The organism is Brevibacterium sp. SMBL_HHYL_HB1 (assembly GCF_018208375.1).
GTDB lineage: Bacteria > Actinomycetota > Actinomycetes > Actinomycetales > Brevibacteriaceae > Brevibacterium > Brevibacterium intestinavium.
This window is the reverse complement of sequence record NZ_CP062936.1, coordinates 1,711,472-1,734,910: the sequence shown is the minus strand read 5'-3', so window position 1 is coordinate 1,734,910 and position 23,439 is coordinate 1,711,472. Positions and strand designations below refer to the sequence as shown.

The window sequence follows — 23,439 nt, the reverse complement described above, 5'->3', positions numbered from 1 at the left end:
GATGCCCTGTGGACGGAGGGTCTCCTTCCACAGGGCATTTCTCATGCCTGGACACCACCACGGGTCTCGGTGCTGACTGAAGGCCAGCGCGTCCGCCCCGGACGCGCGCAGCCAAACAGCAGAGGAGTCACCGATGTCCGCCATTCCGATCACCGTCACCGGCACAGTCGCCACGGAACCTGCCGCCCGGACACTGCCGTCCGGACGGGCCTGTGCCTCCTTCCGCCTCGCGGTCAACCATTGGCGCGTGGACAAGGACACGGGAGAGTTCGTCACAGACGGCACCTCCTGGTTCAGCGTCGACTGCTACGGCGACCTGGCCAGCAATTCCTCCATGTCACTGCACTCCGGTACGGCCGTGATCGTGACCGGGACCCTCAAGATCCGCCAATGGGAGACCGAAGAGCGCAGCGGCATCGCACCGACCGTGGTGGCCGAGCACATCGGGCCGGACCTGCGCTACGGCACCGCCAACTACCGACGGTCGAAGGCCCCTGAGCGAGCGCAGAACCAGGCAGGCCCAGCAGCGCGGGAGACCGATTCGCCGCAGTCCTCGGGCTGGGACGCCCTGTCGGACACGTCCGCAGACGGCGGGCAGTCCGCGTCCGGGGACGGCGCAGGCGCCGCCGAGTCCACAGGCAGCGGTGAGTCGGCTGCCGCTGCGGAGTCCGCTGCGGATACAGAGCAGACCGCAAAGGAGCGTGATGCCGCGATCGCACAGGACACCGCAGAAGCCGCCGCACCGTTCTGACCGGTTCGCTGCCACCGTCGACCGACGGGATCGGTTAAAGTGAGACTGTCAATCGTCCCCTCCCGCCGAGGTTGTAGATGCGTCTCGTTCCTGTGCTGGGTGCTGCAGCACTGACCCTGGCCTTGTCGGGCTGTTCGCTCCTGGGCTTCGGCACCGAAGAACCCGCGCCCGAGCCGAAGAAGACTCAGGCCACCCAGGTCGCGGAGGTGGACAAGGTGCTCAAGGCGCTCAAACCGATCACCGGGGACAAGGATTCGGTGCCGTCGACGAAGAAGTTCTTCTCCACCATGCTCGACGCCGGCTACGATCCCGAGCAGCTCGAGGCCACGATCGACGAATCTCCGCTGGGCAACGATGTTCCGTCGAAGATGTTCGGGGTCAGAACCGATGAAGGCTGCGTCATCGGAGAGATCCGTTCGGGCAAGGCCACTGCTGAACTCATGCAGCCCACCGAGTCGACCGGATCGTGCCTGTTCGGTGAGGTCGAACGGCCCAAGGGAGTCGAGGCCCCCAAGGGGGAGAAGAGGGACGAAGACGGCGACTCCAACGGGGCCGGTCATCTGCCGGGAGAGAACATCAACGGCGAGGACGATCCGACCGAGAGCCCGGAACCGGCCGAGAGCCCGGAACCGAGCGAGGATTCGTCCGATGGCGGCGACACCTCCGGAGAGGCTCCTTCACTCGGCGGAGGCTGATGGTCAATTAGGTCTCGGGTGCGGCGAAACGATAGCCTGAGACCACTATGGCCGAATTCATCTACACCATGCACAAGGCGCGTAAGGCGCACGGTGACAAAGTCATCCTCGACGATGTATCGATGTCGTTCTATCCCGGAGCGAAGATCGGTATGGTCGGCCCCAACGGTGCCGGCAAATCAACCATCCTCAAGATCATGGCGGGACTCGAGCAGCCCTCCAACGGTGAGGCTCGGCTCAGTCCCGGTTACACCGTGGGCATCCTCATGCAGGAGCCGCCCCTGAACGAAGAGAAGACGGTCCTCGGCAACGTCGAGGAAGGCGTCGGCGAGATCAAGTCGAAGCTCGACCGCTTCAACGCGATCTCCGAGGAGATGTCGGATCCGGACGCGGACTTCGACGCTCTGATGGCGGAGATGGGCAAACTGCAGGAGGCCATCGACGCAGCGGACGCCTGGGATCTCGATTCCCAGCTCGAACAGGCGATGGACGCCCTGCGCTGTCCGCCGCCGGACGCCGAGGTCTCGGTGCTCTCCGGTGGTGAGCGCCGTCGGGTGGCGCTGTGCAAGCTGCTGTTGGAGAAGCCGGACCTGCTCCTCCTCGACGAGCCGACGAACCACCTCGATGCGGAGTCTGTGCTGTGGCTCGAGCAGCATCTGAAGACCTACCCCGGTGCCGTCATCGCCATCACTCACGACCGGTACTTCCTCGACCACGTCGCCGAATGGATCGCCGAGGTCGATCGCGGCCACCTCTACCCCTACGAGGGCAACTACTCGACCTACCTCGAGAAGAAGCGCGAACGTCTGCAGGTGCAGGGCAAGAAGGACGCCAAGCTGGCCAAGCGGCTGAAGGACGAACTCGAGTGGGTGCGCTCGAACCCGAAGGCGAAGCAGACGAAGTCGAAGGCGCGTCTGGCCCGCTACGAGGAGATGGCCGCCGAGGCGGAGAAGACACGCAAGCTCGACTTCGAAGAGATCCAGATCCCGGCCGGACCCCGTCTGGGCGATGTCGTCATCGAGGCGGACTCGCTCGAGAAGGGCTTCGACGGACGTCAGCTCATCGAAGGGCTGAGCTTCTCTCTGCCGCGCAACGGCATCGTCGGTGTCATCGGCCCCAACGGCGTCGGAAAGTCGACGCTGTTCAAGACCATCGTCGGCCTCGAAGAGCTCGACGGCGGTGAGCTCAAGATCGGTGACTCGGTCAAGATCTCCTACGTCGATCAGTCCCGCGGCGGCATCGACCCGGACAAGAGCCTGTGGGAGGTCGTCTCCGACGGTCTCGACTTCATCCAGGTGGGCGCGGTGGAGATGCCCTCGCGCGCCTATGTCTCGGCGTTCGGATTCAAGGGACCGGACCAGCAGAAGAAGGCCGGCGTGCTCTCCGGCGGTGAGCGCAACCGCCTCAATCTCGCGCTCACGCTCAAGCAGGGCGGCAACCTGCTCCTGCTCGATGAGCCGACGAACGACCTCGACGTCGAGACCCTGGGATCCTTGGAGAACGCCCTCCTCGAGTTCCCCGGCTGCGCCGTGGTCGTGTCTCACGACCGTTGGTTCCTCGACCGGGTCGCCACTCACATCCTCGCCTGGGAAGGCACGGACGAGGATCCCGCGAAGTGGTACTGGTTCGAAGGCAACTTCGAAGCCTACGAGCAGAACAAGGTGGAGCGCCTCGGCGAGGACGCGGCTCGTCCGCACCGCGTGACGCACCGTCGCCTCACCCGCGGCTGAGCCAGCCGAACAGACGCACCGATGCCCCGGTCACGTTGACCGGGGCATCGGTGCGTCCGGGTGGGAGTCCGCCACAGACCCACCGGCGGTCGGGAAGCGCCGAACCGCGGTCAGGAACGCAGCCGTTCGCCGAGACTCCGCAGCGCGTTGAGCAGCACCCGCACGAGGACCGTGCCGGCGACGCCGATGACGATGGACAGGACGGCGACGAGACCCATGTGCAGATCGGTGTTCGCCCGCAGAAACAGCAGAGCGAGGATCGAGAAGACGACGAACAGCGCCACATTGACCAATCGACCCAGAATGGCGGCGATGACGTCCATCATCGTGGCGTCGTCCTTCAACGGGTCTCCTTGACACGGACCATGCCCTCCTGCGCCACAGTGGCCAGCAGCGTGCCGTCCGCGGCGAAGATGCGGCCATAGCCCAGACCGCGTCCGCCCTGGGCCGCCGGTGACTCCTGGACATAGAGCATCCACTCGTCGACCCTGACCGGCCGATGCCACCACATGGCGTGGTCGAGGCTGGCCACTCGTAGCCCGGGGGTGCTCCAGGTCAGCTTCTGACGGCGCAGAACCGGTTCGAGCAGGTTGAAATCGCTGGCATAGGCAAGCGCCGCGGCGTTGAGCACGCGATCGCTGCCGAAGGGCGCGCTCGTGCGGAACCAGGAATGCTGTTCCCACAGGCTGGGATCGGCACCCCCGGGGGCGTGCAGGGACCCCTCGATCGGGCGGACCTCGAAGGGCCGCTTCCTCAGCCAGCCGGACACCTGCGGGGAATCGTCGTCACCGATGATCTCGAGCAGCTCGGGGCAGTCCTCGGGCGCGGGCAGTCCAGTGGGCATCTCCTCGGCGTGTTCGAGGCCCGGCTGCTCGTCCTGGAAGGAAGCGATGAGGGAGAGGATCGGAGCGCCCTTCTGATACGCATGCACTCGTCGTGCCGAGAACGATCGTCCGTCCCGGAGCCTCTCGACACCGAACTCGATGGGCTCGCTGACGTCCCCGGCACGCAGGAAGTAGCCGTGCAGGGAATGGATGTGCCTGTCCTGCGGGAGAGTGGCCGCCGCGGCCACGACGCACTGTGCGAGGACCTGCCCACCGTAGACCCGGCCATCGGGTTTGTACTGGCTGGCGCCGATGAAGAAATCCGTCTCGCTCGACGCAGAGGTGAACTCGAGTCTGCGCAGGTCGAGCAGCTCCCGCAGCCGTGCGACGTTCGCCTCCGCCTCGGTGGATGCTTCATCGGTCATGGGTTCTCTCCCTCGGACGACAGTGCCTATGGTGCGTACGAGTCACGATCCTATCGCGTGCCGCACCGTCGCGAGGAAGGTGGCATGATGGGGTTCATGCACTCTGGCACCACCGATCCTCTTCTGGACGAATTCACCCGTGTACTGCTGGAACTGAGATGGGGTGACATGGACGCCTACGGACACGTCAACAACGTCACCCAGCTGCGACTGCTCGAAGAGGCCCGTGTGCGGGCACTCGGATCGCCCACCCACAGTTCCGACGCCGCGAACACACCCGGACGCTACGGGGTGAGCGAGACCGTCAGCGGGGTCGAGATCCCCAAGATCTTCGCCGACGCCTCGTCGACGACCGAACTGCTCGTGGCCTCCCACGCGATCGAATACCGGGCACCGATCCCGTATCGCACCGGCCCCATCGCCGTCGATCTGGTCATCAGCGAGGTCGGCCCCGCCTCGGTGACGGCCGGCTACGTCATCTGTGAACCGGACGGTTCGCAGGCGTACACGGTCGCCGAGACCGTGATCGTCTTCATCGATACCGCCAAGGGCAGACCGCGTCGCCTCACTCAGGAGGAGACGGCGGCCATGGAGTCCGTGGCCGGTCGTGCCGTGCCGATGCGAAGGAGTCGCCGATGACGGTTCTCGAGATCTCAGACCCGCTGGCCATGGCCGATCTGTCGGCATTCACCTCTCTGGCCCACCGCGCCGACTCCGACGGAGCGATGCGACTGCAGGTCGTCGCCGATGTTCTCGCGGCATCGGTGGCCCCGCTGTACCCGCACGGGATCGGGGATTCGACCCCCTTGGTGCTGGGGATGAGGATGCTGCGTCTGCGCAGTTCCGAACTCGACGGCTTCGACGAGGCGGTGCCGCTGTCGAACCTGATCGACCGTTTCGCGCGGGAGGAGAACGGCACTTCGCTGCCGGTGCCGCCGAATTCGGTGCTCGTATCGTGGACCGGCATCGCTCCGCCTCGATCAGGCTGGCGGGCCCGCGACACGATCTCGGTGGGCCGTCTGCACGAGACAGCGGCAGCCGGTGTCGAGGAGATCAGCACCGGTGCCCCGGAAGGCTCCGGCGGACACGCGGTCAAGGCGCTGCGGTCCCGGGTCTGGTCACGTGAGATGACAGGGGCCCTCGGCACCGATCTGCCCGGTGGGCTGGCGTTCGCGGCCACTGCGCTGCGCTTCATTCCCGCACAGGGCCGCGACGACGACGCGGAGCTGGACGTGATGGAATCAGCGGGCTGGCTGCGGCTGGTCACCCCGGGCGGTCACCTGCTCACCCGCACCCGCAGATGACTCGCCCGCACCAGCGGATGAGCCACTGGCACCGTCCGCACCCGCGCATGAACTGCACGGGTGCGGACGATCAGCGCCGGTGCAGACCAGGCGCACCGGCACCGCTGGGACTCAGCACAGGAATTCAGCGGATGTTCGGATTGGCCGTGTTGACCATGGCGGTCGCGGCCCGCTGGAAGTAGTCCCAGAACATCTCGTCATACAGCGGCGGCAGACTCACATCGTCCAGCGCCGCGCGCATGCAGCGCAGCCAGCGGTCCCTGGCATCGAAATCGATCGGATAGTCGGCGTGGCGCATCCTCAGCCGCGGATGGCCGCGTTCGTCCTGGTACGTCGACGGTCCGCCGAAGTACTGTTCGAGGAATGTCTGCAGGCGATGCTTGGCACCGGTGAGTTCGTGCCCGTCAGGATACATGGCGATGAGCTCGGCATCCTCGTCGACGTGCTTGTAGAACACGTCGACGAGACGCGTGAAGGTCTCATGACCCCCGACGGCTTCGAAGACCGATTCATTGCTGGCCTGTGTCATCGCTCGTTCCTTCGCTGGGGGAGTCTTCGTGGACGGTGCTGCGGATCTCCTGGTCGCTGGGCAGGCGCGAGGGCGCGCTGTCGGCTTCCGATGTGACCGCGGCCGACCGCTTCGGCTGTGCGGAGCCGGCGGCAGCGGTCTCTGCCCGTCCGGCCTCGGCGGAGTCGTCGGCGCTGTCGGGCAGAGTGCGCAGGACCGTCTCCTGGATCATACCGACCTGAGCCCCGCGTTTGGCCATCTCGTTGATGAGTTCGGCCCGGAAGGCCCTCTCGACCATCCACTGCAGGTTCGGTTTGGTCTTGATCATGGTGCGGATGACGCGGTGGGACCCCGACAGTGACTGGACGCCGGCGATCTCGGGATCCTCGAGCATCGCGCGGGAGATCTCGGGATCCTTGCGCAGCGAGGCGGTGACGTCCTTCGTCATCTCACGGTAGTCATCCATCGAGGTGGAGTAGTCGATGGGGATCTCGAGCACGGCACGGGCCCAGCCCTGGGAGAGGTTGCCCACGCGCAGGATCTCACCGTTGCGCACATGCCACAGCGTGCCCGTGAGATCGCGGACCTGAGTGCGGCGCAGTCCGACGTCCTCGACCTCACCGACGGCCTCGCCGAGGTCGACGGTGTCACCGATGCCGTACTGGTCCTCGATGACGATGAAGAAGCCGGAGAGGTAGTCGCGGACGAGCTCCTGGGCGCCGAAGGCGATGGCCACACCGGCGATGCCGGCCGAGGCCAGGATCGGGGCGATGTTGAAGTCGAGCGCATCCAGGACCATGAGCGCGGCGATGACGCTGATGAGGATCGTGGTCACCGACGACAGCATCCGCCCGACGGTTCTCGCTCGCTGCGCCCGCCGTTCCTTGATCGTCTGCTGGTCGATCCCGGTCCTGTGCGCCTCCATCGCGGTGGCGGAGAACTTTGCGAGACCGGCTGCCTCCGCCTTCTCGCTGCCGACCGTGCCCTTGGCCACGGCCGCGGTGAATCGTCGGATGAAGAGACGGACGATGAGGTTGACGACGATGGCCCCGACGATGATGATCGTGATCCTCAGCGGAGTGCCGAGGAGGAAGGACCAATCGAAGTCGCTTGCGGCTTGAACAGTGGATTCCATTGGCTCAGAAGTCATGATGTCTCGAGACTAACTGCCGAGGTTCAATGATCCCTTGGAAGCGCTGGACACACGCTGAACTTCCAGTGCACGCCCGGCGTCGGCGAGTTTCTCCTGCATCAGCCGCAGCAGCCCCTTCGGGGCGGCGGGATGGTCGGCCAGCCACCGGCGGGTGGCCTCGACCGTGTCCTGACTCACCGGCGGGAACAGGTGCAGAGTCATCGTCTGCGCCATCTCCAGGGTTCTGGTCTCCCACCAACCGGCGACGCGAGCGAAGTACTCCTCGCTGAAGGACCGCAGGGGAGCGTCGGCGGCGATGGTCTCGCCCGAAGGCAGCTGCAGACCGGTGCCGAATCCCAGCGCCAGTGCCCCGAGCTCGGAGTTCGGCAGGTCCGCGTCGTCGACGAGGCGGGTGAAGGTCCGCGACTTCGCCGCCGAAGTGGGACGGGACGCACGTGCGGTCGCGGCCTGGCGGACGCCGGTGGCGCTGGGATCGCGGCGGCTCATCTCGGCCACGGCCGCATCCTCGACGGCATCGTGAGCGCAGAGTCCGATGAGGATCTCCCAGGTGAGGTCCGTGTCCAGCGAGATTCCGAAGACCGTGTCGGTCTCCGGCCGCAGCCATGACGACAGCCGTTCGAGCTGCTGCGGAGTCGTCGCGTGCCTGATGAAGCCGCGGACGAACTGGAACGCCTGATCCGTGCCTTCGGGAACCGATTCGAGCAGTTCGACGAACCGGTCGGCCAGCCGGGCATGCACGCTCTCGCGCTGCTGCGGGGGCAGATAGGCCGAGACCGCAGAGTCGAGCTGACGCATCTGCGTGAGCAGCCCGGAGGAGTGCGTGATCGCGCCCAGGTGGGTCATGACCGTTTCGATGTAGTCCTGCACGGGTCGCTGACCGTCACGGACCTCGTCCCACAGGGTGGCGAGGACGAGCAGCTGGGTGAGCGAATCGTCGAAGTCGCTCAGTCGCCGTGCGGCCGTGTCCATGCTCGACTCGTCGAAGCGGACCTTCGTATAGCTGAGATCGGCGTCGTTGACGATGATGACGTCCGGGCGGTCCAAGCCGCGGGCCTGGTCGATTTCGACGGATTCGGAATCGATGTCGAGGGGGAACGAGTGGGTGCGCACCAGGCGGCCGGATCCGTCATCGGAATAGAAGCCGACGGCCAATCGGTGCGGCCGCAGGGACGGAGTCGGCTGGTTCTCCAGCGTCCAGGGACGCTGGGTCACGCGCAGGGACGTGATCGCTTCGTCGTCATCGGTCTCGACCGAGGCTTCGATGAGGTTGACCCCGGACTCCTCGAGCCACAGCCTCGACCAGCTGGCGAGATCCCTGCCCGAGGTGGCCTCGAGCTCATCGAGGAGATCGGACAGTTCGGTGTTCGACCAGGCGTGCTTGTCGAAGTAGCGAGCCAGCCCGGCGAAGAACTCCTCCCGCCCGACCCAGGCCACCAGCTGTTTGAGCACCGAGGCTCCCTTGGCATAGGTGATTCCGTCGAAGTTGACCTCGACATCGGCGAGATCCTCGATCGGCGCGACGATCGGGTGGGTGCTCGGCAGCTGGTCCTGTCGGTAGGCCCAGGACTTCTCGATCGTGGCGAAGGTCGTCCAGGCCTGCGTGTACTTCGTCGCCTCGGCGGTGGCCAGGGTCGACATGAACTCGGCGAAGGACTCATTGAGCCACAGATCGTTCCACCAGCGCATGGTCACCAGGTCACCGAACCACATGTGGGCGAGTTCGTGGAGGATGGTCACGGTTCGACGCTCGACCAGGGCCTCGGTCGGGCGGGACCGGAACACGTAGTTCTCGAGGATCGTCACGGCTCCGGCGTTCTCCATCGCACCGGCATTGAACTCGGGCACGAAGAGCTGGTCGTACTTCTCGAACGGATAGGAGACGCCGAACTCGCGTTCGAAGAACTCGAATCAGGCCTTGGTCACCCCGAACAGATTCTCGGCGTCGAGGTGTTCGAACAGCGAGGACCGGCAGTAGAGGCCCAAGGGCACGACAGATCCGTCAGAGGAGGTCAGCTCCGAATGGACCGAGCGGTAGGGGCCGGCGATGATCGCGGTGATATAGGACGAGATCGGCGTCGTGGGCGCGAACTGCCACACGGCCGTCGACGGCACCTGCCGCTCGCCGAGCTCGGTGAAGGTCTCGGTCGGGTCGCCCGGAGTCGGTGTGGGGGAGTTCGACACGACGGTCCACGTGTCGGGGGCGACAACGGTGAAGGAGAAGGGGGCCTTGATGTCCGGCTGTTCGAACACGGGGAAGACCCGCCTGGCATCGGGCACTTCGAACTGCGAGTAGAGATAGATCTGGTCGTCGACGGGATCGACGAAGCGGTGCAGGCCCTCGCCGGTGTTCATGTAGTGGAAATGCGCGTCGACGACGAGTTCGTTGTCGGCGGCGAGCCCCGGAAGGGCGATGCGGGCCGGTCCGACCGCCTCGGCGAGGTCGAGGTCGACTCCGTTGAGTCGGACGCGTTCGACGCTGGCGGTGATGGCGTCGATGAATGTCGTCGACTCCGGCACCGCGGTGAAGCGGATGCGCGAGTGCACGCGGAAACTCTCGCCCTCTCCCGTGAGGATCAGGGTGTGCTCGTAGCTCGAGACGTCCACGATCTCGGAACGTTCGCGTGCTTCGTCGCGGGTGAGGTTGTATTGCGGCACAGTGAGGTGACCTCCGCTTCGGGGACCGGGTGTACTCGGTCATTCTTTCATGGACTTCCGTTGTCGCGGCGGCGCCCGCCCGAGATGGAGGTTTCGACCGCTTTCACCCCATTCGGCAGACCTTGGTAGATTGAGCACCGACACGGTGGGCGCCCGTGACGGGGCCCGTGACCGACCGAAAGAGGAGAGACAGTGAGCAAGGAAACACTCGATCTGTGGTTCGATACCAGCTGCCCATGGGCCTGGATGACCTCCCGCTGGAGTCTCGAAGTGGCCAAGGTGCGTGAGGTCGAGGTGAAGTTCCACCCCATGAGTCTGAACTTCCTCAATCGCGACAAGGACATCTCGGACGACTACCGGGCGCTGATGGACCGGGCCCTGGCCCCGATGCGCATCGTCACCGCCGCGATCGCCGAGCACGGTGAGGAAGTCGCCGAACCGCTCTACACCGCCATCGGCACCCGGATCCACCCGGGTGGGGAGCAGGACTTCGACAAGGCGGTCTCCGAATCGCTCGCCGAGGTGGGCCTGCCCGCCGGGCTCATGAAGTACGGCCAGACCGACGATTACGACGCGGCGCTCCAGGCCTCCCACGACGAAGGCCTGGCCCTCGTCGGCGATGAGGTCGGCACCCCGATCTGCCGCGTGGCGGGCACCGCCTTCTTCGGGCCGGTCGTGACCCCGGCGCCGAAGGGCGAGGACGCCGGCCGACTCTTCGACGGAGTCCTCGCAGTCGCCTCGACTCCCGGATTCTTCGAGCTCAAGCGCACTCGCGACCAGGGTCCGAACTTCGACTGAGTCGCCGGCTCCACCCGCTTTCCGATGAACATTCAAGCGCGGTCCGCAGGGATCGTACGAAAGGCAGACAGATGAAGGTCCATCTCGGCACCGACCACGCCGGATTCGAATTCAAAGAGGTCCTCAGAACCCACCTCGAGAAGGCAGGGCATGAGGTCGTCGACCACGGTGCGCTCGAATACGACGCACTCGATGACTATCCGGCGTTCTGCATCGCCGCGGCCCAGGGCGTGGTCGACGACCGCGCCGCCGGCGTCGAGGCGCTCGGCGTCGTCATCGGCGGGTCCGGCAACGGTGAGCAGATGGCGGCGAACCTGGTCAAGGGCGCTCGCACCGCGCTGGCCTGGAACCCGGAGATCTCGAAGCTGGCACGTGCGCACAACGATGCTCAGATCGTCGCGGTCGGTGCCCGACAGCATCCTGAGGACGAAGCGATCGCCATCGTCGAGGCGTTCCTGGCCGAACCGTTCTCGGGAGACGACCGCCACGCACGGCGGATCGCCATCATGGCCGATTACGAGGAGCAGGGCCCGAAGGCCCTGTGACAGGCGGCGCGCTGTGAACATCCGAGGTGCTGTGCTGCGTGAGAGCGGACGAGTTCGTCCGTATGCGAGATCTCGGCCGTTGACGATCGAGGACCTCGAGCTCGACGCACCGGGGCCGGGCGAGGTGCTCGTTCGGATGCGAGCGGCCGGAGTCTGCCATTCCGATCTCTCGGTCGTCGACGGCAATCGGCCCCGGCCCACGCCGATGCTCTTGGGTCATGAGGGTGCCGGTGTGGTCGAGGCGCTCGGAGACGGCGTCGACGACCTCGAGGTCGGTCAGCAGGTCGTGACGGTGTTCCTGCCCCGATGCGGAGAGTGCGCGAACTGCCGCACGAACGGCAAGCTGCCGTGCACGCCCGGCAGCGCGACGAACAATGCCGGGACCCTGCCGTTCGACGGTCACAAGGTGCGACTGCACGACCACACCGGCGCCGAGGTGGCCCATCACCTCGGCGCCGGTGTGGTCGCCACGCATGCAGTCCTCAATCGCGCCTCGGTCGTGCCCGTCGACGATGATGTTCCGGCTCCAATCGCTGCGGTGCTCGGCTGCGCCGTGCTCACCGGCGGGGGAGCGGTGCGCAACGCCGGCCGTCCCGACCCGAGCGATGAGGTGATGATCGTCGGCCTCGGCGGAGTCGGCACGGCCGCGCTGATCACGGCGCTGTCGATCGAGACCGCCGGCGTCATCGGCGTCGACGCGAACCCGGACAAGCTCGTTCGCGCGAAGGAACTCGGGGCTGCGGAGGTCTTCACTCCCGAGCGGCTCGGTGACCGCAGGGCTCCGGTCGTCATCGAATGCGTCGGCCACCCCCGGGCTTTCGAAACGGCCTTCGAAGCCACGGCCGTGGGCGGGACGACCGTGACCGTGGGGCTGCCCGCCCCGGACGCTCAGTCGCACATCACGCCGGTGACGCTCACGGCAGAGGCCCGCACGGTCATCGGCTCCTACCTCGGTTCGGCCGTGCCCAGCCGCGACATCCCCGTCTACGCGGATCTGTGGCGGGCGGGGAAGCTGCCGGTCGAGGAGCTGATCTCCGACACGATCGGACTCACCGACCTGAACTCGGCCTTCGACGCCCTCGCCGACGGCACGGTGGTGCGCCAGATCATCGACTTCGAGGCTTGAGCGGCGGGCGCGCTCGTTGAGGGCGGAAGCCGCCGGGATCGACGGGCCATGCCCCGGGGCCGCTGAGAATGCGGAAGGGCCGCCCGGACCTCATGGTCCGAGCGGCCGATGTGTGTCGGGATGACAGGATTTGAACCTGCGACCCTCTGGCCTGGGTCCGCCAGCGGAGGCTGTCGTCGGTGCGAGTGATCCGCATTGCAGGCACTGACAGTCCGGTGACATCCGCTCACACCCCGATCATTCGATTCGCCCGATTGAATGTGCTCCAAAAAGGAACACCCGATCCATATTGAGTGTAATCGAAGAATGGCGGAAGAATGCTGCGCGGAATGCCTCATGAATGCACTGTGCGCTGATATGTTCTGGCGACGGATTGATTCGTTCCTGCGACACCTGGAATGCACGAATCGGCCAGTGATCGCCCAGTGCGGCCCACACAGGAATGCATGAGCACAGGCATTTCAGATACGAGCAGATTCCTCGTCCTCGATCAGGCCGCCGACTATCTCGGGCTGAGCCCGCGCACGCTGAGAGCGTGGCGATCACGCGGGGAAGGTCCGCCCACGGCAGTCCTCGGCGGACGCATCTACTACCGGGTCGCTGACCTGGAAGACTTCATCGACGCGCTGTTCGACTAGGGCGTGTCTGATAAATGCTGTAACCAAGCGATGACACCGTTGAGCACGACAGCGGCTCGATAGACGACGGCGAGTTTGTCATAGCGAGTGGCCAGTCCTCGCCACTGCTTCAAACGGGCATAACCGCGCTCGATGACATTGCGACCCTTGTACTTGATCGCGTCGAACTTCGGTGGACGGCCACCCTTTGATCCTCGCCGGAGACGATGGCCTTGCTGATCGGACGGTTCGGAGATGACTGCCTCGATCTTCCGCGACCGCAGCAGTGACCGGTTCGCTCTCGATGAGTAGGCCTTGTCGCCAAGGACGGCGTCCGGGCGGGTGCGTCGACCGACCTGAAGGTTGTCCAACAGAGGGGCGAGCATCGGGCTGTCGCCGTCCTGACCAGCGGTGCAGATCGACACCAGCGGCAGCCCGTGGCCATCGACGAGCTGATGAGTCTTTGTCGACAAGCCTCCGCGCGAGCGGCCGAAAGCGTGGTCAGGCGACTCTGTCAGTAGATCCTTGTAATTCGACGAGTCCCTTTTTTACGCGGCTGATGTTCGTCGCGTGTTGATGTGCGCGAGCGATCGTGGAGTCGACTGAGACGGTGAAGTCGACCTTGTCATTCTTTGCCGCGTGGACAGTCAGAGCCTGGTGGATGGCATCCCAGGTGCCGTCGGCGGCGAGGCGGCGGTGCCAGGTCCACACGGTCTGCCATTTGCCGAAGGTCTCGGGCAGATCGCGCCAAGCGATACCGGTGCGGTAGCGGTAGATGATGCCCTCGACCATCTGTCTGGGATCGGAGAACGGGCGGCCTCGTCGGCCGGTCGGTGCCGGGAGGTAGTCGGCGATGAGAGCCCATTGGTCATCAGTGAGTAGTTGGAATCGAGACACGATTCCAGGGTTTCAGAATCCCACCGGGAAATTTATCAGACACGCCCTAAGCCAGCCGACGGTAGTCCGACGATTGAACGAACCACGTGATTCAAATGAATCACCTGAACCTGATGAGCCAGTCATTGGTTTGGATGGGAAACAATACGACCGCGAACGACCTCTTAAGCCGACATCCGCACCAAATCCGTCGAGGGAGAACATCGTTGATGCGGAAATCGTCGAGGATGGCCACCCCACCGACTACGACCTTGTCTCATCGTCCGGTCTTGAACCGGCATCGGTGAATCTCAGCGAGTCGAGTAACACTCCTGGCCGTGAGCACGTGGTCCGTGCAATCCGGGAACTCCACTACGGAGCCGCAGCACCATTGCCAATGGTCAAGAAACAGTCGAAACTCCTCGAGGTTGCGTTCAGTGGGGGAGTCTCCGACCTCGGAACGCTCGAGGGCGACAAGGTCGAAGACCTCGGCCGCGACGTCGCCGACGCACTCGGTGTCCTCTCCGACCTGCTCTCGGCAATGGCCACACAGCCGGCACCGACGTTCCAAGCCGCGCTGACTCATTCGGACACCGTCGGGTCGATCAAGAAGACCATGACGAACCTCCAAGTCATCACCCGGAGCCGGTCATGATGGCATTCAAAGTTCGTAGACCCTCCGTTGGTGGACCCTCAATCGAGGCATGGGCAAACGATCAAGCTTTCGCAACGATTCTGGTCGTTGGTCTGACGCTTGCCGTCGTCCTTGCGGTGATCGGGTTCGGAGCCATTATGGTCGGTCGCCTGAATTCCCGCGCAGGTCTGAGTGGGGCTGGGAGCGATCTGATATCCCTCTACGCTTACGCTGCTGCCGAGGAAGCGCATGGGTTGAGCTCAACGCGAGTCGCGCTCCGGGACTCCGACGGTTCGACTGTTGACGTGTGGGGTTGGGATCGGGGAGAGGTGACGGTGGCCCGTCATGACGCGATCCAGACCCGTTGGGACCAGTGGCACACCGACCTCGACCTCCTCATCGAATTTCCCGCGATCCACGACGTCGCTCACGAAGAGTTCGCGGTGCGGATCCTCGATAGGTCAGAAGTCGCGTCGACGACCCGGAAACGGTGGGAAATCGACCAGAACGATCACATTCTTCTTCGCGACTTCGAGACCGCGGTCGATGCCTTCGACAAGGCGCTGCGTGACGGTGAGCACCAAGCCACGATTCTCGGTCGCGGACCGTCCCTGGACCCAGTGCTGAAACGAGTGATGGACGATGCCGCGCACCTCGTCGAGATTCTGCGCCGTCCCGACACCACAGACGATGACCAGGACCGGACGATGCGGGCACTGTTCAAAGCACTCAAGCCCATCGTCGGTGACCGTGCGGTCGAGATCCCGGAACTCGAACCATTCGTGATGAAGCAACTCACGACCACGAAGACCAAGTGATTGGAATACCCATGAAGACCACACACGCGAAGAAACCAGTCATCCTCCTGACCACCATCATCCTCACCGCCAGCCTGGCTGGATGCGAACCGAAGAAGGTCGAGGAACCCCCGGAGGGCTCGGACGAAACGAATGACCCCTCCGTCGTCGATGAACGTGGCGACGGGCAAGGACTCCACGAAGAACCCATCGTCCTCGAGGACGGACGCACCATCACCTGCGTCGTCTACGACGGAGACAACGGCAACGGCGGAGTTTCATGCGACTGGATCGGCCCGGTCGACCAGTGAGAGAGGCAACCATGACTACAGACAACACAGCGCTGGCACACAATGCTCCCGCAGACGCAGGAACGGTCTCACCCGTGAAGGATGTCAAGTCCCGGGTTTTCTGGAGGCTGAACGTTCGTTCAGTTATTAGGCCGCCGAAGTCTGCAGGCTCGTGTAGTGGGCTGCTTCGATCTCGGCGGGAGTCTGATAGTCAAGCATCGAATGCAACCGTTCGGTGTTGAACCAATGCACCCACTCAGCCGTCGCGGCCTCGAGATCGTTGCGACCGGACCAGGGGCCGTCGGTGAAGACGAGTTCGTATTTGTATAACGAGTTCAGCGCTTCGGCCATGGCATTGTCGTAACTATCGCCGATCGATCCCACCGACGCCACTGCCTCGGCCTCAGCCAGTGCCTGGGTGTAGCGCAGAGCCCGATACTGCACCCCTCTGTCCGAGTGGTGGGTCAGCCCTACAACGTCGTGACCTGCACGTTTACGGCCCCATATGCCCATATTCAAAGCATCGAGAGCCAGATCGGTATACATTCGCGTCGAGGTCTGCCAGCCGATGATCATTCGAGAGAATACGTCGAGGACGAACGCGACGTAAACGAAGCCGGCCTCAGTGGGAACGTAGGTCAGATCCGCGACCCAGAGACGGTTCGGCTCCGCAGCGGTGAAGTTACGTTTGACGAGGTCAGCCGGTCGTTTCGTCTCGGGACCGGGCTTCGTCGTCCGCGGGAACTTCCCTCTCACAACACCCCGGATGCCCAACTCATTGCACAATCTCTCGACCGTGCACCGGGCCACGGGGCCGTAGGTCCTTGTGAGTTCGGCGTGGATCTTGCGGATGCCGTAGACCTTGTTGCGGCGGTGAGTGTGGATAGCCATGATCCTTTCTTTGAGCACCGCATCTCGCTGGGCTCGAGCGCTGACCGGACGGGTCTTGAAGGCATAGTACGTTGATGGGGCGATGCTCAGGCCCAGGTCCTGGCGCAGGACCTGACAGATCGGTTCGATTCCCCACCTGTGCTTGTTCTCGTCGATGAAGGCGACGATTACTTCTGTAGGCGGTCGAACTCCGCCTTGCCGAAAAACGCGGTCGCTGATCGGAGGATGTCGTTGGACTTCCGCAGCTCCCGGTTCTCCTTCTCCAGCCGCCGGATCCGTGCCTGGACGTCCTCGGTCTCGACGGGCAGGTTGGCTGCTTCGGCTTTCTTGACCCAGTTGCGCAGGGCTTCCTTGTTCACATCGGTCTGCTCGGCAATGCGGGCGATGGCACCGTTTCGAGTCTCTGGGTCGGCGCGGGCCTCGAGAGCCAGTCGAGTGGCTCTCTCACGTACTTCTGGTGGATATTTCGAGGTAGGCATGATGAGTTGAGGGTAGTCCTTTCTTGGGTAACCGCACACCCTCTATCAAACCAAGGACGAATCACCTCACCACTTCGGGGACAGCCAGTCTCATAACTTTGTACACAACTACCAGCCTCAGCACCGGCCGCTCATCATCTCAAAGTGAACACCTCCGGCAGGCCCGACTCACGGGATGCGAACTCCTCCAGATACTGCGCATGCTTCCGCTGCCACTGCGTCGTCGGATTGGCTATCTCCACACCCTGGATAGCGTAGGAGGCGATGAAGCGGTCCCGGACGCCCAGAGCGATCATCGGCAACGGGAACAAGAACACGACTTCTCCCATGACCATGTCGGTGAGCAAGAACGCGTCATCAGTGATCGTTCGAAAGAACTGGCGATCGGCAAACGTCGACGGCAGGGACACATGATAACCGTGATAGTAGACCTGCCTGTTCGCCCTCGTAACGGTGACGACAGACTGGTCAGCCCGCTGCTCTGATACACCGGGGGCCGGAAGGATCTGCCCGGTCTTCGAGATCGTCAACGCCGCACGATCAAGCTGGCCCTGCCGCAGCATGCGCGCCTGCCGATACTCAGCGGCTTTCGCCTCGAGCACTGCCATCGGAATCGGCTGTGTGGCCGGAGTATGGTCGACAAGGTTCCACGCTGTTGCCGGTGTGGCATCGTTGAGCGACTGATGCGGTCGCCGAGTATTGTAATGGTCCCGGAACCGCCGGATCCTGCACCGGACCTGGTCGAGCGTGGCCGGCCGGTTCGCGTCGAGGAAGCGAATCAGCGTCTGGTGGGACCGTTCATTCTTCCCCTGAGTCGTCGGCTTGCCGGGCAGACCGCTGATGGGCATGGAGCCTTTGGACGCCAGGAAGACCTCGACGGCGCCGATGGTGCCTTGACGGAGCTGGTTGAACGCCAACGAGTTATCCGACAGAACCTCCTGTGGTGGCCCGTGTGCGGCGATGGCGGCCGCGAGCACGGTCTGGGCATCGGTGCTGTTCTCGTCACGAGCACAGGCATCTGTGCCAACGTCGAACCGGGTGGAGTCGTCGAGCAGTTGATAGATGGTGACAGTTTCCCCACCGACCAGGTCGTATTCGAAAGCGTCGAGTTGCCATAGTGACATCGCTGTTGCGCGCACGAAGGGGATGTAGGACGATTTGGGGCGTTTCTTCGGGGACGCATCGACCTGGCCGACGCTGGTCATGGGGCTCCCCGCAAGTCGTGGACACGTGAACCACGTCACGCAGCCTGCGTCGACGCTTCCTCCTGAACCCGACCAGCACTCTGCTCGGCCCAGAACTTCTCCTCGAACTCCACCGGCGGAACCATCCCCAACGCCGAATGCAACCTCCGCCGGTTATAGACCACCTCGATCCAACGAGCGACTTCCCGCATTGCCTCGGCCCGGGTCTGCCAGACTCGCCGCTCGAAGAACTCCGTTTTCAACGACGACCAGAACGACTCCGACATCGCGTTATCCCAACACACTCCAGTCCGGCCCACCGACTGCGTCAAACCCAACTCGACAGACGCCTGATGCAACTGCGACGACGTGTACTGCGCTCCTTTGTCGGCATGAAAAATGACGTCAGCTGGAACCAGCTCTCGCAACGTATGAGCCATCCTCAACGCCCGTTCCACGAGGTCAGAATCCTGCCTGGCATCCATCGCCCAACCAAGCACTCGACGTGAGCACCCATCGCGGATCACACATAAGTACACGAACCCCTCCCAGGTGCGCAGATACGTAATATCGCTGATCCACACAGCATCCAACTCACCTCGGTCCCAGACCCGTTTCACGAGGTCCGGAATGTGATGAGTCGCCACCCCCGGCAGAGTCGTCACCGGTTTGAACCGGCGCGGGCTGATGCCTTCAAGGCCCTGCCTGCGCAACGAGGCCGCGACCGTCTTCTCGTCCACGCTCACGCCTTGTCGAGCCAGTTGCGCTGCCACCCGTGGTGCCCCGTAGACGCCATCAGAGTCCGCGTGGATCTCTGCGACGTGCCCATCCAGGCTCCGTTGCGCTCTGGCACGTTTCGATGGTCCGGTCTGCCGACGCTTCTTCCATGCGTAGTACCCAGATTTCGTCACCTCGAGGAGCCTGGCCATCCGGCGAATCGCGTAGTGAGCCTTCTCCGAATCCATCAGTTCGAATTTCTCTTGTTTCGAGGCTTCGACGCGAAGAAGGCGGCTGCTTTTCCCAAAAACTCGTTGTCCTGTTTCAGATCGAAGTTCTCCCGCCTCAACCGTGCCAGTTCAGCCCGTTCGCCCTCGTTCAACGGGCCCGTGGGCTCACCGTCGCCGCGGCGTCGGTGCTTCTCGGCTTTGACCCAGGTGCCCAGGGTCTGTTCACCGACTCCGATTTCCTTGGCCACCGCGGCGATGGACCTGCCGGTGTCGATGACGAGATTCGCCGCCTCGATCCGATACTCCGGGGTGTAAGAGCGCCGCTGGCGCTTCTGATCTGACATATTGAACATCCTTCCAGCAGGACTGCGAATCCCGCTAACTTGGGTGTCCACTATTCGAGGGTAGCCTCAGTCAGCAGCCGGGCGATCGTCGCGGGAGAGGGGACTTCTCCGCCGGGGAAAGACCCAGCGATCGTGGCTTCGTAGTAGATCGTGCGTGGCCCGTAGTCCCACCCGTCAACTTTGAGCTGCTTGCGGATTCTCACGAGCTCGTTGACGACCTCGGGACCGTAGCGTCGTGCCGGCTGTTTCGGGGCCCGCGACCGCGGATGCAAAGCTGCGGTTGATTCCTGCCTGCTCCGGGTACGAATCTTGTAGAAGGCGCTGCGTGAGATCTTGTGTGCTCGGCAGAATTCGGTGACCGACAAGGCGTTCGGCTGGGTCGGATCGTAGTTGATGATGGCCGCCCGAATCTGGGGTGAGAGAGAATTCGTCATTCTCTCCAGCTATCACAACCGTCCATGGGGTGCGCACGAAGTCATGAGACATGGTGTCCACGATGTACCGAGGTTCCACACCTACAAACTGGACCAGGCGCGGTAACTCTGTGCGCTCTTTGAAACTATTAGTTATAGCTAATAGAAGCTTACCGATTCATTGTTTGACTAATTATTGTGAAGTGCGCAAGTATGTAGTCCAAGTCACTATCGAATGAATTGGAGGCACAGATGGCCCTTCGAGTGGGCGTGGACACGGGCGGCACATTTACCGACGTATGCTTGTATGACGGCGGTTCTAAACAACTGACGGTGCTGAAAACACCGGGCACACCACATGACCCGGGGGAGGCGGTGCTGGTCGGTGCTGATGAAGCAGTGGATCTGCTTGAGTCTTCTTACGAAGAGGTTGAGTTCTTCGCTCATGGCACCACAGTGGCTACGAATTCCCTGCTCGAGGGCAAGGGTGCCAAGGTCGCCCTATTCGTTACCCAGGGCTTTCGCGATTTGCTTGAACTAGGTCGGCAGCGTCGTCCTAAGCTTTATGACCTCTTCGCTCAGAAGCCTGAACTCCTCGTTGATCGCGATCGCATTTTTGAGGTCGAAGAACGAGTCAGGTATGACGGCACAATCGTTCGGCCCTTGGACCCTTCAACGCTTGAAGAACAGCTTGAACAGCATCAGGACGTTCTCTCCGAAGTTGACGCTATTGCGGTCTGTTATCTCTACAGCTTCGAGAATCCAGTACACGAAGAGGTCACAGGGAAGATGCTTCAGGCTAAATTTCCCCAGGCGTTTGTCACAGTCTCTTCCGACGTGCTTCCGCAGTTCAGAGAATTCGAGAGGCTTTCAACGACAACAATCAACGGATATATCGGTCCGGTAATGCAGAACTATCTGCGGTCCCTACGAGAACGACTCGCGGAGAAGGGACTTGGTGTCGCCCCCAAGGTCACGCAGAGCAACGGTGGCATCATTTCGTTCACCACCGCTGAGGATATGCCTGTGCGTACGGTTCTTTCCGGACCGAGTACCGGAGTGGTTGGTGCAGCAGCGCTGGCGAGCAAATCAGGATTCCCGAACATCATCACCTTGGACGTTGGGGGAACATCATCCGATCTTGCTCTGGTCAACAACGGTACACCTACGTCCACGTCTGGCATGGAATTGGACAGTCGGCCCATCCAGGCTCCGATGCTCGACATCAGCACAGTAGGTGCCGGAGGCGGAAGTATCGCATGGATCGACAACGGTGGTCTCCTCAAAGTCGGTCCACAGAGCGCGGGAGCGCATCCTGGTCCGGCCTGCTACGGCAACGGCAATATCGAACCGACAGTGACCGATGCGAACGTAGTCCTCGGCATTCTGAACAATGAGGCGCTGCTGGGTGGGAAGATGCCGATCGATGCACGTCTTTCCTTCCAGGCAGTCGAAGCTCTCGGCAAACGTTTGGGCTTGGGCGTGGAAGAGACAGCTCAAGGGATTATCAGTGTGGTCACGGCCAACATGGCCAAAGCCATCCGCGTCATCTCTGTGCAGAAGGGGTATGACCCGGCAGAGTATGCTCTGGTCGCCTTCGGCGGGGCCGGTCCTTTGCACTCAGGCCGTTTGGCCAGAGAATTGGGCATGAAGATCACACTTGTTCCGATGGCGCCCGGAGCAATGTCTGCTGTCGGCATGCTGATGACCGACCTCAAGGCCGACTTCGTCAGCACGGCTCGGACCGTACTCGAGCCTCAGGCGCTGAATCGGATCGTCGACGTATACGAGAGTCTGAAAGCTGATGCCACGAATTGGATCCGAGAAGAGGCCATCGCTGAGGGTGATGAGTCGCTGCACTTCTTCGCAGATCTTCGCTACAAAGGGCAGAACCCTGCGTGTCAGGGTGAGTTGAGTCCACCGGTTCATAGCAAGTCCGCCTTAGCAGGGCGAGATCAGGAACAACCACGATGAGTATCTCGACTCTCTCCCCATCATCAACTCCGATCGGCGATGATGGAACGATGAACCCTCGCCACCCACGCGCTGATGGTCCACGCCGACGTACCTTCACCCCCGACCAAAAACTCGCCCACCTGACCGCGTACGAAGAAGCCTGCAGGCAGCAGCAGGGAGGAGCCTACCTGCGCCGTGAGGGGCTGTATTCCTCGCTGATCACCGAATGGCGCAGACTGCGCGATGCGGGTGTCTTGGATGGAAAGAAGCCCGGTCAGGCGGTCGGGAAGCCGAGCAAGGATCAGGCTGAGATTGCCCGGTTGCGCCGCGAGCTCGAGCAGACCCAGCAGCGTTTGGACCGCACGGAGACGGCATTGGAGATTATGGGAAAAGCACGCGCGCTCTTGGAAGAGACCTCCAAGAGCGCGGATACCGAGACCAGGCGGAAGAAGCGCTGATGAACGCCTACACCGAGCTGACCGTCCACGGCTTGAGTACCCGGGGCGCGGCTGGGCTGACCGGTATCGCGCGGTCGACCGCGGCACGCCGCCGCAGACGTTCAGGCCCGCCTGTACCGCGGGAGGTGGTCCCGGCCAACCGGCTCGACTGCACTGAACGAGCGCATGTGCTGGCCGTGCTCAACAGTGCTGAGTTCGTCGATTCCACCCCGATGCAGGTCTTCGCCACTCTCCTCGACCGGGGCGTCTACCTCTGCTCGATCTCGACGATGTATCGGATCCTGGCCGAGCATGCCCAGGTCAGAGAACGTCGACGGCAGGCCAGGCATCCTGCCCGAGCGGTGCCGGAACTGGTCGCTGACGGGCCGGGACAGGTGTATACGTGGGACATCACCAAGTTGGCCGGACCGACCCGGGGTGTGTACTACGACGCCTATGTGATGATCGATATCTACTCCCGCTACATCGTTGGTGCTCATGTCCATGCTCGTGAGTCCGGACCGTTGGCTCAGGAGATGATGGCCGAGGTGTTCGGCATCCACGGCATCCCACAGGTGGTCCATGCCGACCGGGGCACGTCGATGACGTCGAAGTCCGTGGCTACACTGTTGGCCGATCTGGAAGTGACCAGATCGCATTCGCGGCCGAAGGTCTCCAACGACAATCCCTATTCCGAAGCGTGGTTTAAAACGTTGAAGTATGCGCCGGTCTTTCCCGAACGATTCGGGTCTTTGGCTGGGGCGCGAGGGTTCATCGACGAGTTCGTGTCCTGGTATAACCATGAACATCACCACCAGGGACTCGGTCTGCATACGCCGGCCGATGTCCACTACGGACTCGCAGCGGCCAAGGCGAATGAACGCGCTGACGTCCTCGCCGCGGCCCGGGCGGCTCATCCTGAACGGTTCGCCACGAACGCACCCCCGAAGGTCCTCGACCTCCCTGCGGCTGCCTGGATCAACAAGCCCGTCGAGAGCACGACTGACGACGACCGCCAGCAGGTTGAGCTACCAGCTGCCTAACTCCCGCTGGTCTCACT

General features: G+C 63.2%; 24 protein-coding genes, 1 tRNA gene, 2 pseudogenes and 1 other annotated feature. Of the genes and pseudogenes, 14 read left to right on the top strand and 13 right to left on the bottom strand.

Features of this window, described 5'->3' with window-relative positions:
• Nucleotides 1-133: 133 nt before the first annotated feature.
• The 3 genes from IG171_RS08065 (at nucleotide 134) to ettA (ending at nucleotide 3,176) form a co-directional block, all read left to right on the top strand.
• Nucleotides 134-751, top strand: a complete 618-nt coding sequence (locus IG171_RS08065; RefSeq protein WP_212131160.1) for a single-stranded DNA-binding protein — start codon at nucleotides 134-136, stop codon at nucleotides 749-751.
• 77 nt (nucleotides 752-828) lie between these two features.
• Nucleotides 829-1,446, top strand: a complete 618-nt coding sequence (locus IG171_RS08060) for a hypothetical protein (RefSeq protein WP_249204189.1) — start codon at nucleotides 829-831, stop codon at nucleotides 1,444-1,446.
• 47 nt (nucleotides 1,447-1,493) lie between these two features.
• On the top strand, nucleotides 1,494-3,176 hold the full coding sequence (ettA, locus tag IG171_RS08055) for an energy-dependent translational throttle protein EttA (protein WP_212131159.1): 1,683 nt from the start codon (nucleotides 1,494-1,496) through the stop codon (nucleotides 3,174-3,176).
• Between the two features lie 110 nt (nucleotides 3,177-3,286).
• On the opposite strand, the gene IG171_RS08050 is transcribed toward ettA, so the two are convergent.
• A complete protein-coding gene (locus IG171_RS08050) occupies nucleotides 3,287-3,520 on the bottom strand; it encodes a hypothetical protein (protein WP_212131158.1) in 234 nt (77 codons plus the stop codon).
• Nucleotides 3,517-4,425 (bottom strand): acyl-CoA thioesterase II, encoded by a 909-nt coding sequence (locus IG171_RS08045; RefSeq protein WP_212131157.1) that lies wholly within the window; start codon nucleotides 4,423-4,425, stop codon nucleotides 3,517-3,519. Before IG171_RS08045 ends, IG171_RS08050 begins: the two co-directional genes overlap by 4 nt.
• Nucleotides 4,426-4,521: 96 nt before the next feature.
• On the opposite strand from IG171_RS08045, the gene IG171_RS08040 reads away from it, so the two are divergent.
• Both IG171_RS08040 and IG171_RS08035 read left to right on the top strand, forming a co-directional pair.
• Nucleotides 4,522-5,064 carry an acyl-CoA thioesterase gene (locus IG171_RS08040; protein WP_212131156.1) on the top strand — a complete coding sequence of 181 codons (543 nt, stop codon included), beginning with the start codon at nucleotides 4,522-4,524 and terminating at the stop codon, nucleotides 5,062-5,064.
• Nucleotides 5,061-5,729 carry a hypothetical protein gene (locus IG171_RS08035; RefSeq protein ID WP_212131155.1) on the top strand — a complete coding sequence of 223 codons (669 nt, stop codon included), beginning with the start codon at nucleotides 5,061-5,063 and terminating at the stop codon, nucleotides 5,727-5,729. The genes IG171_RS08040 and IG171_RS08035 overlap by 4 nt, the downstream gene beginning before the upstream one ends.
• Nucleotides 5,730-5,853: 124 nt before the next feature.
• Here IG171_RS08035 and IG171_RS08030 read toward each other — a convergent pair whose 3' ends face one another.
• The 4 genes and pseudogenes from IG171_RS08030 to IG171_RS19040 all read right to left on the bottom strand — a co-directional run bounded on the left by IG171_RS08030 (nucleotide 5,854) and on the right by IG171_RS19040 (nucleotide 10,045).
• Nucleotides 5,854-6,258 carry a globin gene (locus IG171_RS08030; RefSeq protein WP_212131154.1) on the bottom strand — a complete coding sequence of 135 codons (405 nt, stop codon included), beginning with the start codon at nucleotides 6,256-6,258 and terminating at the stop codon, nucleotides 5,854-5,856.
• Nucleotides 6,239-7,387, bottom strand: coding sequence for a mechanosensitive ion channel family protein (locus tag IG171_RS08025; protein WP_249204188.1), 1,149 nt, complete (start codon nucleotides 7,385-7,387; stop codon nucleotides 6,239-6,241). Before IG171_RS08025 ends, IG171_RS08030 begins: the two co-directional genes overlap by 20 nt.
• 12 nt (nucleotides 7,388-7,399) lie before the next feature.
• Nucleotides 7,400-9,238, bottom strand: a pseudogene (gene pepN / locus IG171_RS08020) (aminopeptidase N); the annotation flags it as partial.
• 60 nt (nucleotides 9,239-9,298) lie between these two features.
• On the bottom strand, nucleotides 9,299-10,045 hold the full coding sequence (locus IG171_RS19040) for a hypothetical protein (protein WP_249204183.1): 747 nt from the start codon (nucleotides 10,043-10,045) through the stop codon (nucleotides 9,299-9,301).
• 192 nt (nucleotides 10,046-10,237) lie between these two features.
• On the opposite strand from IG171_RS19040, the gene IG171_RS08015 reads away from it, so the two are divergent.
• The 3 genes from IG171_RS08015 to IG171_RS08005 all read left to right on the top strand — a co-directional run bounded on the left by IG171_RS08015 (nucleotide 10,238) and on the right by IG171_RS08005 (nucleotide 12,514).
• The gene (locus IG171_RS08015; protein ID WP_212131153.1) at nucleotides 10,238-10,843 is read left to right on the top strand and encodes a disulfide bond formation protein DsbA; all 606 of its coding nucleotides are present in this window, start codon (nucleotides 10,238-10,240) and stop codon (nucleotides 10,841-10,843) included.
• 71 nt (nucleotides 10,844-10,914) lie between these two features.
• On the top strand, nucleotides 10,915-11,388 hold the full coding sequence (locus IG171_RS08010; RefSeq protein ID WP_212131152.1) for a ribose-5-phosphate isomerase: 474 nt from the start codon (nucleotides 10,915-10,917) through the stop codon (nucleotides 11,386-11,388).
• Between the two features lie 13 nt (nucleotides 11,389-11,401).
• A complete protein-coding gene (locus IG171_RS08005; protein ID WP_212131151.1) occupies nucleotides 11,402-12,514 on the top strand; it encodes an alcohol dehydrogenase catalytic domain-containing protein in 1,113 nt (370 codons plus the stop codon).
• A 115-nt stretch (nucleotides 12,515-12,629) separates the two neighbouring features.
• Here the strand turns inward: IG171_RS08005 and IG171_RS08000 are convergent.
• Nucleotides 12,630-12,750 (bottom strand) — tRNA-OTHER (locus IG171_RS08000).
• A 210-nt stretch (nucleotides 12,751-12,960) separates the two neighbouring features.
• On the opposite strand from IG171_RS08000, the gene IG171_RS07995 reads away from it, so the two are divergent.
• Complete coding sequence (locus IG171_RS07995) at nucleotides 12,961-13,152, top strand: helix-turn-helix domain-containing protein (RefSeq protein WP_212131150.1); 192 nt, start codon at nucleotides 12,961-12,963, stop codon at nucleotides 13,150-13,152.
• On the opposite strand, the gene IG171_RS07990 is transcribed toward IG171_RS07995, so the two are convergent.
• Nucleotides 13,149-14,028 (bottom strand): IS5 family transposase gene (locus IG171_RS07990; protein ID WP_212127312.1). Its coding sequence is split into 2 segments (ribosomal slippage): nucleotides 13,149-13,670 and nucleotides 13,672-14,028, totalling 879 coding nucleotides; the frame shifts between segments, so codons are not numbered across the junction. The two genes, IG171_RS07995 and IG171_RS07990, sit on opposite strands and share 4 nt — an antisense overlap.
• Before the next feature lie 73 nt (nucleotides 14,029-14,101).
• Between IG171_RS07990 and IG171_RS07985 the strand changes: the two genes are divergently transcribed.
• From IG171_RS07985 to IG171_RS07975, 3 genes are read left to right on the top strand one after another with little or no spacing between them, the layout of a single operon-like run.
• Complete coding sequence (locus IG171_RS07985; RefSeq protein ID WP_212131149.1) at nucleotides 14,102-14,662, top strand: hypothetical protein; 561 nt, start codon at nucleotides 14,102-14,104, stop codon at nucleotides 14,660-14,662.
• Nucleotides 14,659-15,459, top strand: coding sequence for a hypothetical protein (locus IG171_RS07980; RefSeq protein WP_212131148.1), 801 nt, complete (start codon nucleotides 14,659-14,661; stop codon nucleotides 15,457-15,459). Before IG171_RS07985 ends, IG171_RS07980 begins: the two co-directional genes overlap by 4 nt.
• An 11-nt stretch (nucleotides 15,460-15,470) precedes the next feature.
• Nucleotides 15,471-15,749, top strand: coding sequence for a hypothetical protein (locus IG171_RS07975; RefSeq protein ID WP_212131147.1), 279 nt, complete (start codon nucleotides 15,471-15,473; stop codon nucleotides 15,747-15,749).
• 126 nt (nucleotides 15,750-15,875) lie between these two features.
• Here IG171_RS07975 and IG171_RS07970 read toward each other — a convergent pair whose 3' ends face one another.
• The 5 genes and pseudogenes from IG171_RS07970 to IG171_RS07950 all read right to left on the bottom strand — a co-directional run.
• Nucleotides 15,876-16,748, bottom strand: coding sequence for an IS3 family transposase (locus IG171_RS07970; RefSeq protein ID WP_249204296.1), 873 nt, complete (start codon nucleotides 16,746-16,748; stop codon nucleotides 15,876-15,878).
• Nucleotides 16,697-16,829, bottom strand: a sequence feature (AL1L pseudoknot). Its footprint overlaps the gene before it by 52 nt.
• Complete coding sequence (locus IG171_RS07965; RefSeq protein WP_212127336.1) at nucleotides 16,787-17,098, bottom strand: transposase; 312 nt, start codon at nucleotides 17,096-17,098, stop codon at nucleotides 16,787-16,789. (Overlaps the previous feature by 43 nt.)
• Before the next feature lie 134 nt (nucleotides 17,099-17,232).
• Complete coding sequence (locus tag IG171_RS07960) at nucleotides 17,233-18,303, bottom strand: integrase core domain-containing protein (RefSeq protein ID WP_212131146.1); 1,071 nt, start codon at nucleotides 18,301-18,303, stop codon at nucleotides 17,233-17,235.
• Between the two features lie 35 nt (nucleotides 18,304-18,338).
• Nucleotides 18,339-19,573, bottom strand: a protein-coding gene (locus IG171_RS07955; protein ID WP_212128014.1) for an IS3 family transposase whose coding sequence is annotated in 2 segments (ribosomal slippage) — nucleotides 18,339-19,291 and nucleotides 19,291-19,573 — 1,236 coding nt in all. Because the reading frame shifts where the segments join, the coding sequence is not laid out codon by codon here.
• A gap of 71 nt (nucleotides 19,574-19,644) precedes the next feature.
• Nucleotides 19,645-20,007 (bottom strand): annotated as a pseudogene (locus tag IG171_RS07950) (IS481 family transposase); the annotation flags it as partial.
• A 231-nt stretch (nucleotides 20,008-20,238) separates the two neighbouring features.
• On the opposite strand from IG171_RS07950, the gene IG171_RS07945 reads away from it, so the two are divergent.
• Together IG171_RS07945 and IG171_RS07940 are read left to right on the top strand one after the other, a co-directional pair.
• Nucleotides 20,239-21,960, top strand: a complete 1,722-nt coding sequence (locus IG171_RS07945) for a hydantoinase/oxoprolinase family protein (RefSeq protein ID WP_212131145.1) — start codon at nucleotides 20,239-20,241, stop codon at nucleotides 21,958-21,960.
• Nucleotides 21,961-22,010: 50 nt separating this feature from the next.
• Nucleotides 22,011-23,422, top strand: a protein-coding gene (locus tag IG171_RS07940; RefSeq protein WP_212131495.1) for an IS3 family transposase whose coding sequence is annotated in 2 segments (ribosomal slippage) — nucleotides 22,011-22,359 and nucleotides 22,359-23,422 — 1,413 coding nt in all. Because the reading frame shifts where the segments join, the coding sequence is not laid out codon by codon here.
• Nucleotides 23,423-23,439: the final 17 nt, after the last annotated feature.

Excerpts from the sequence above, each read along its gene's own strand:
- IG171_RS07965 (WP_212127336.1), bottom strand. The coding sequence starts at position 17,098 with ATGCCTACCTCGAAATATCCACCAGAAGTACGTGAGAGAGCCACTCGA.
- IG171_RS08065 (WP_212131160.1), top strand. The coding sequence starts at position 134 with ATGTCCGCCATTCCGATCACCGTCACCGGCACAGTCGCCACGGAACCT.
- IG171_RS08035 (WP_212131155.1), top strand. The coding sequence starts at position 5,061 with ATGACGGTTCTCGAGATCTCAGACCCGCTGGCCATGGCCGATCTGTCG.
- IG171_RS07980 (WP_212131148.1), top strand. The coding sequence starts at position 14,659 with ATGATGGCATTCAAAGTTCGTAGACCCTCCGTTGGTGGACCCTCAATC.
- IG171_RS08010 (WP_212131152.1), top strand. The coding sequence starts at position 10,915 with ATGAAGGTCCATCTCGGCACCGACCACGCCGGATTCGAATTCAAAGAG.
- IG171_RS08045 (WP_212131157.1), bottom strand. The coding sequence starts at position 4,425 with ATGACCGATGAAGCATCCACCGAGGCGGAGGCGAACGTCGCACGGCTG.
- IG171_RS07945 (WP_212131145.1), top strand. The coding sequence starts at position 20,239 with ATGGCCCTTCGAGTGGGCGTGGACACGGGCGGCACATTTACCGACGTA.
- IG171_RS07960 (WP_212131146.1), bottom strand. The coding sequence starts at position 18,303 with ATGACCAGCGTCGGCCAGGTCGATGCGTCCCCGAAGAAACGCCCCAAA.
- IG171_RS07995 (WP_212131150.1), top strand. The coding sequence starts at position 12,961 with ATGAGCACAGGCATTTCAGATACGAGCAGATTCCTCGTCCTCGATCAG.
- IG171_RS08025 (WP_249204188.1), bottom strand. The coding sequence starts at position 7,387 with ATGACTTCTGAGCCAATGGAATCCACTGTTCAAGCCGCAAGCGACTTC.
- IG171_RS08060 (WP_249204189.1), top strand. The coding sequence starts at position 829 with ATGCGTCTCGTTCCTGTGCTGGGTGCTGCAGCACTGACCCTGGCCTTG.
- IG171_RS08030 (WP_212131154.1), bottom strand. The coding sequence starts at position 6,258 with ATGACACAGGCCAGCAATGAATCGGTCTTCGAAGCCGTCGGGGGTCAT.
- IG171_RS07975 (WP_212131147.1), top strand. The coding sequence starts at position 15,471 with ATGAAGACCACACACGCGAAGAAACCAGTCATCCTCCTGACCACCATC.
- ettA (WP_212131159.1), top strand. The coding sequence starts at position 1,494 with ATGGCCGAATTCATCTACACCATGCACAAGGCGCGTAAGGCGCACGGT.
- IG171_RS08040 (WP_212131156.1), top strand. The coding sequence starts at position 4,522 with ATGCACTCTGGCACCACCGATCCTCTTCTGGACGAATTCACCCGTGTA.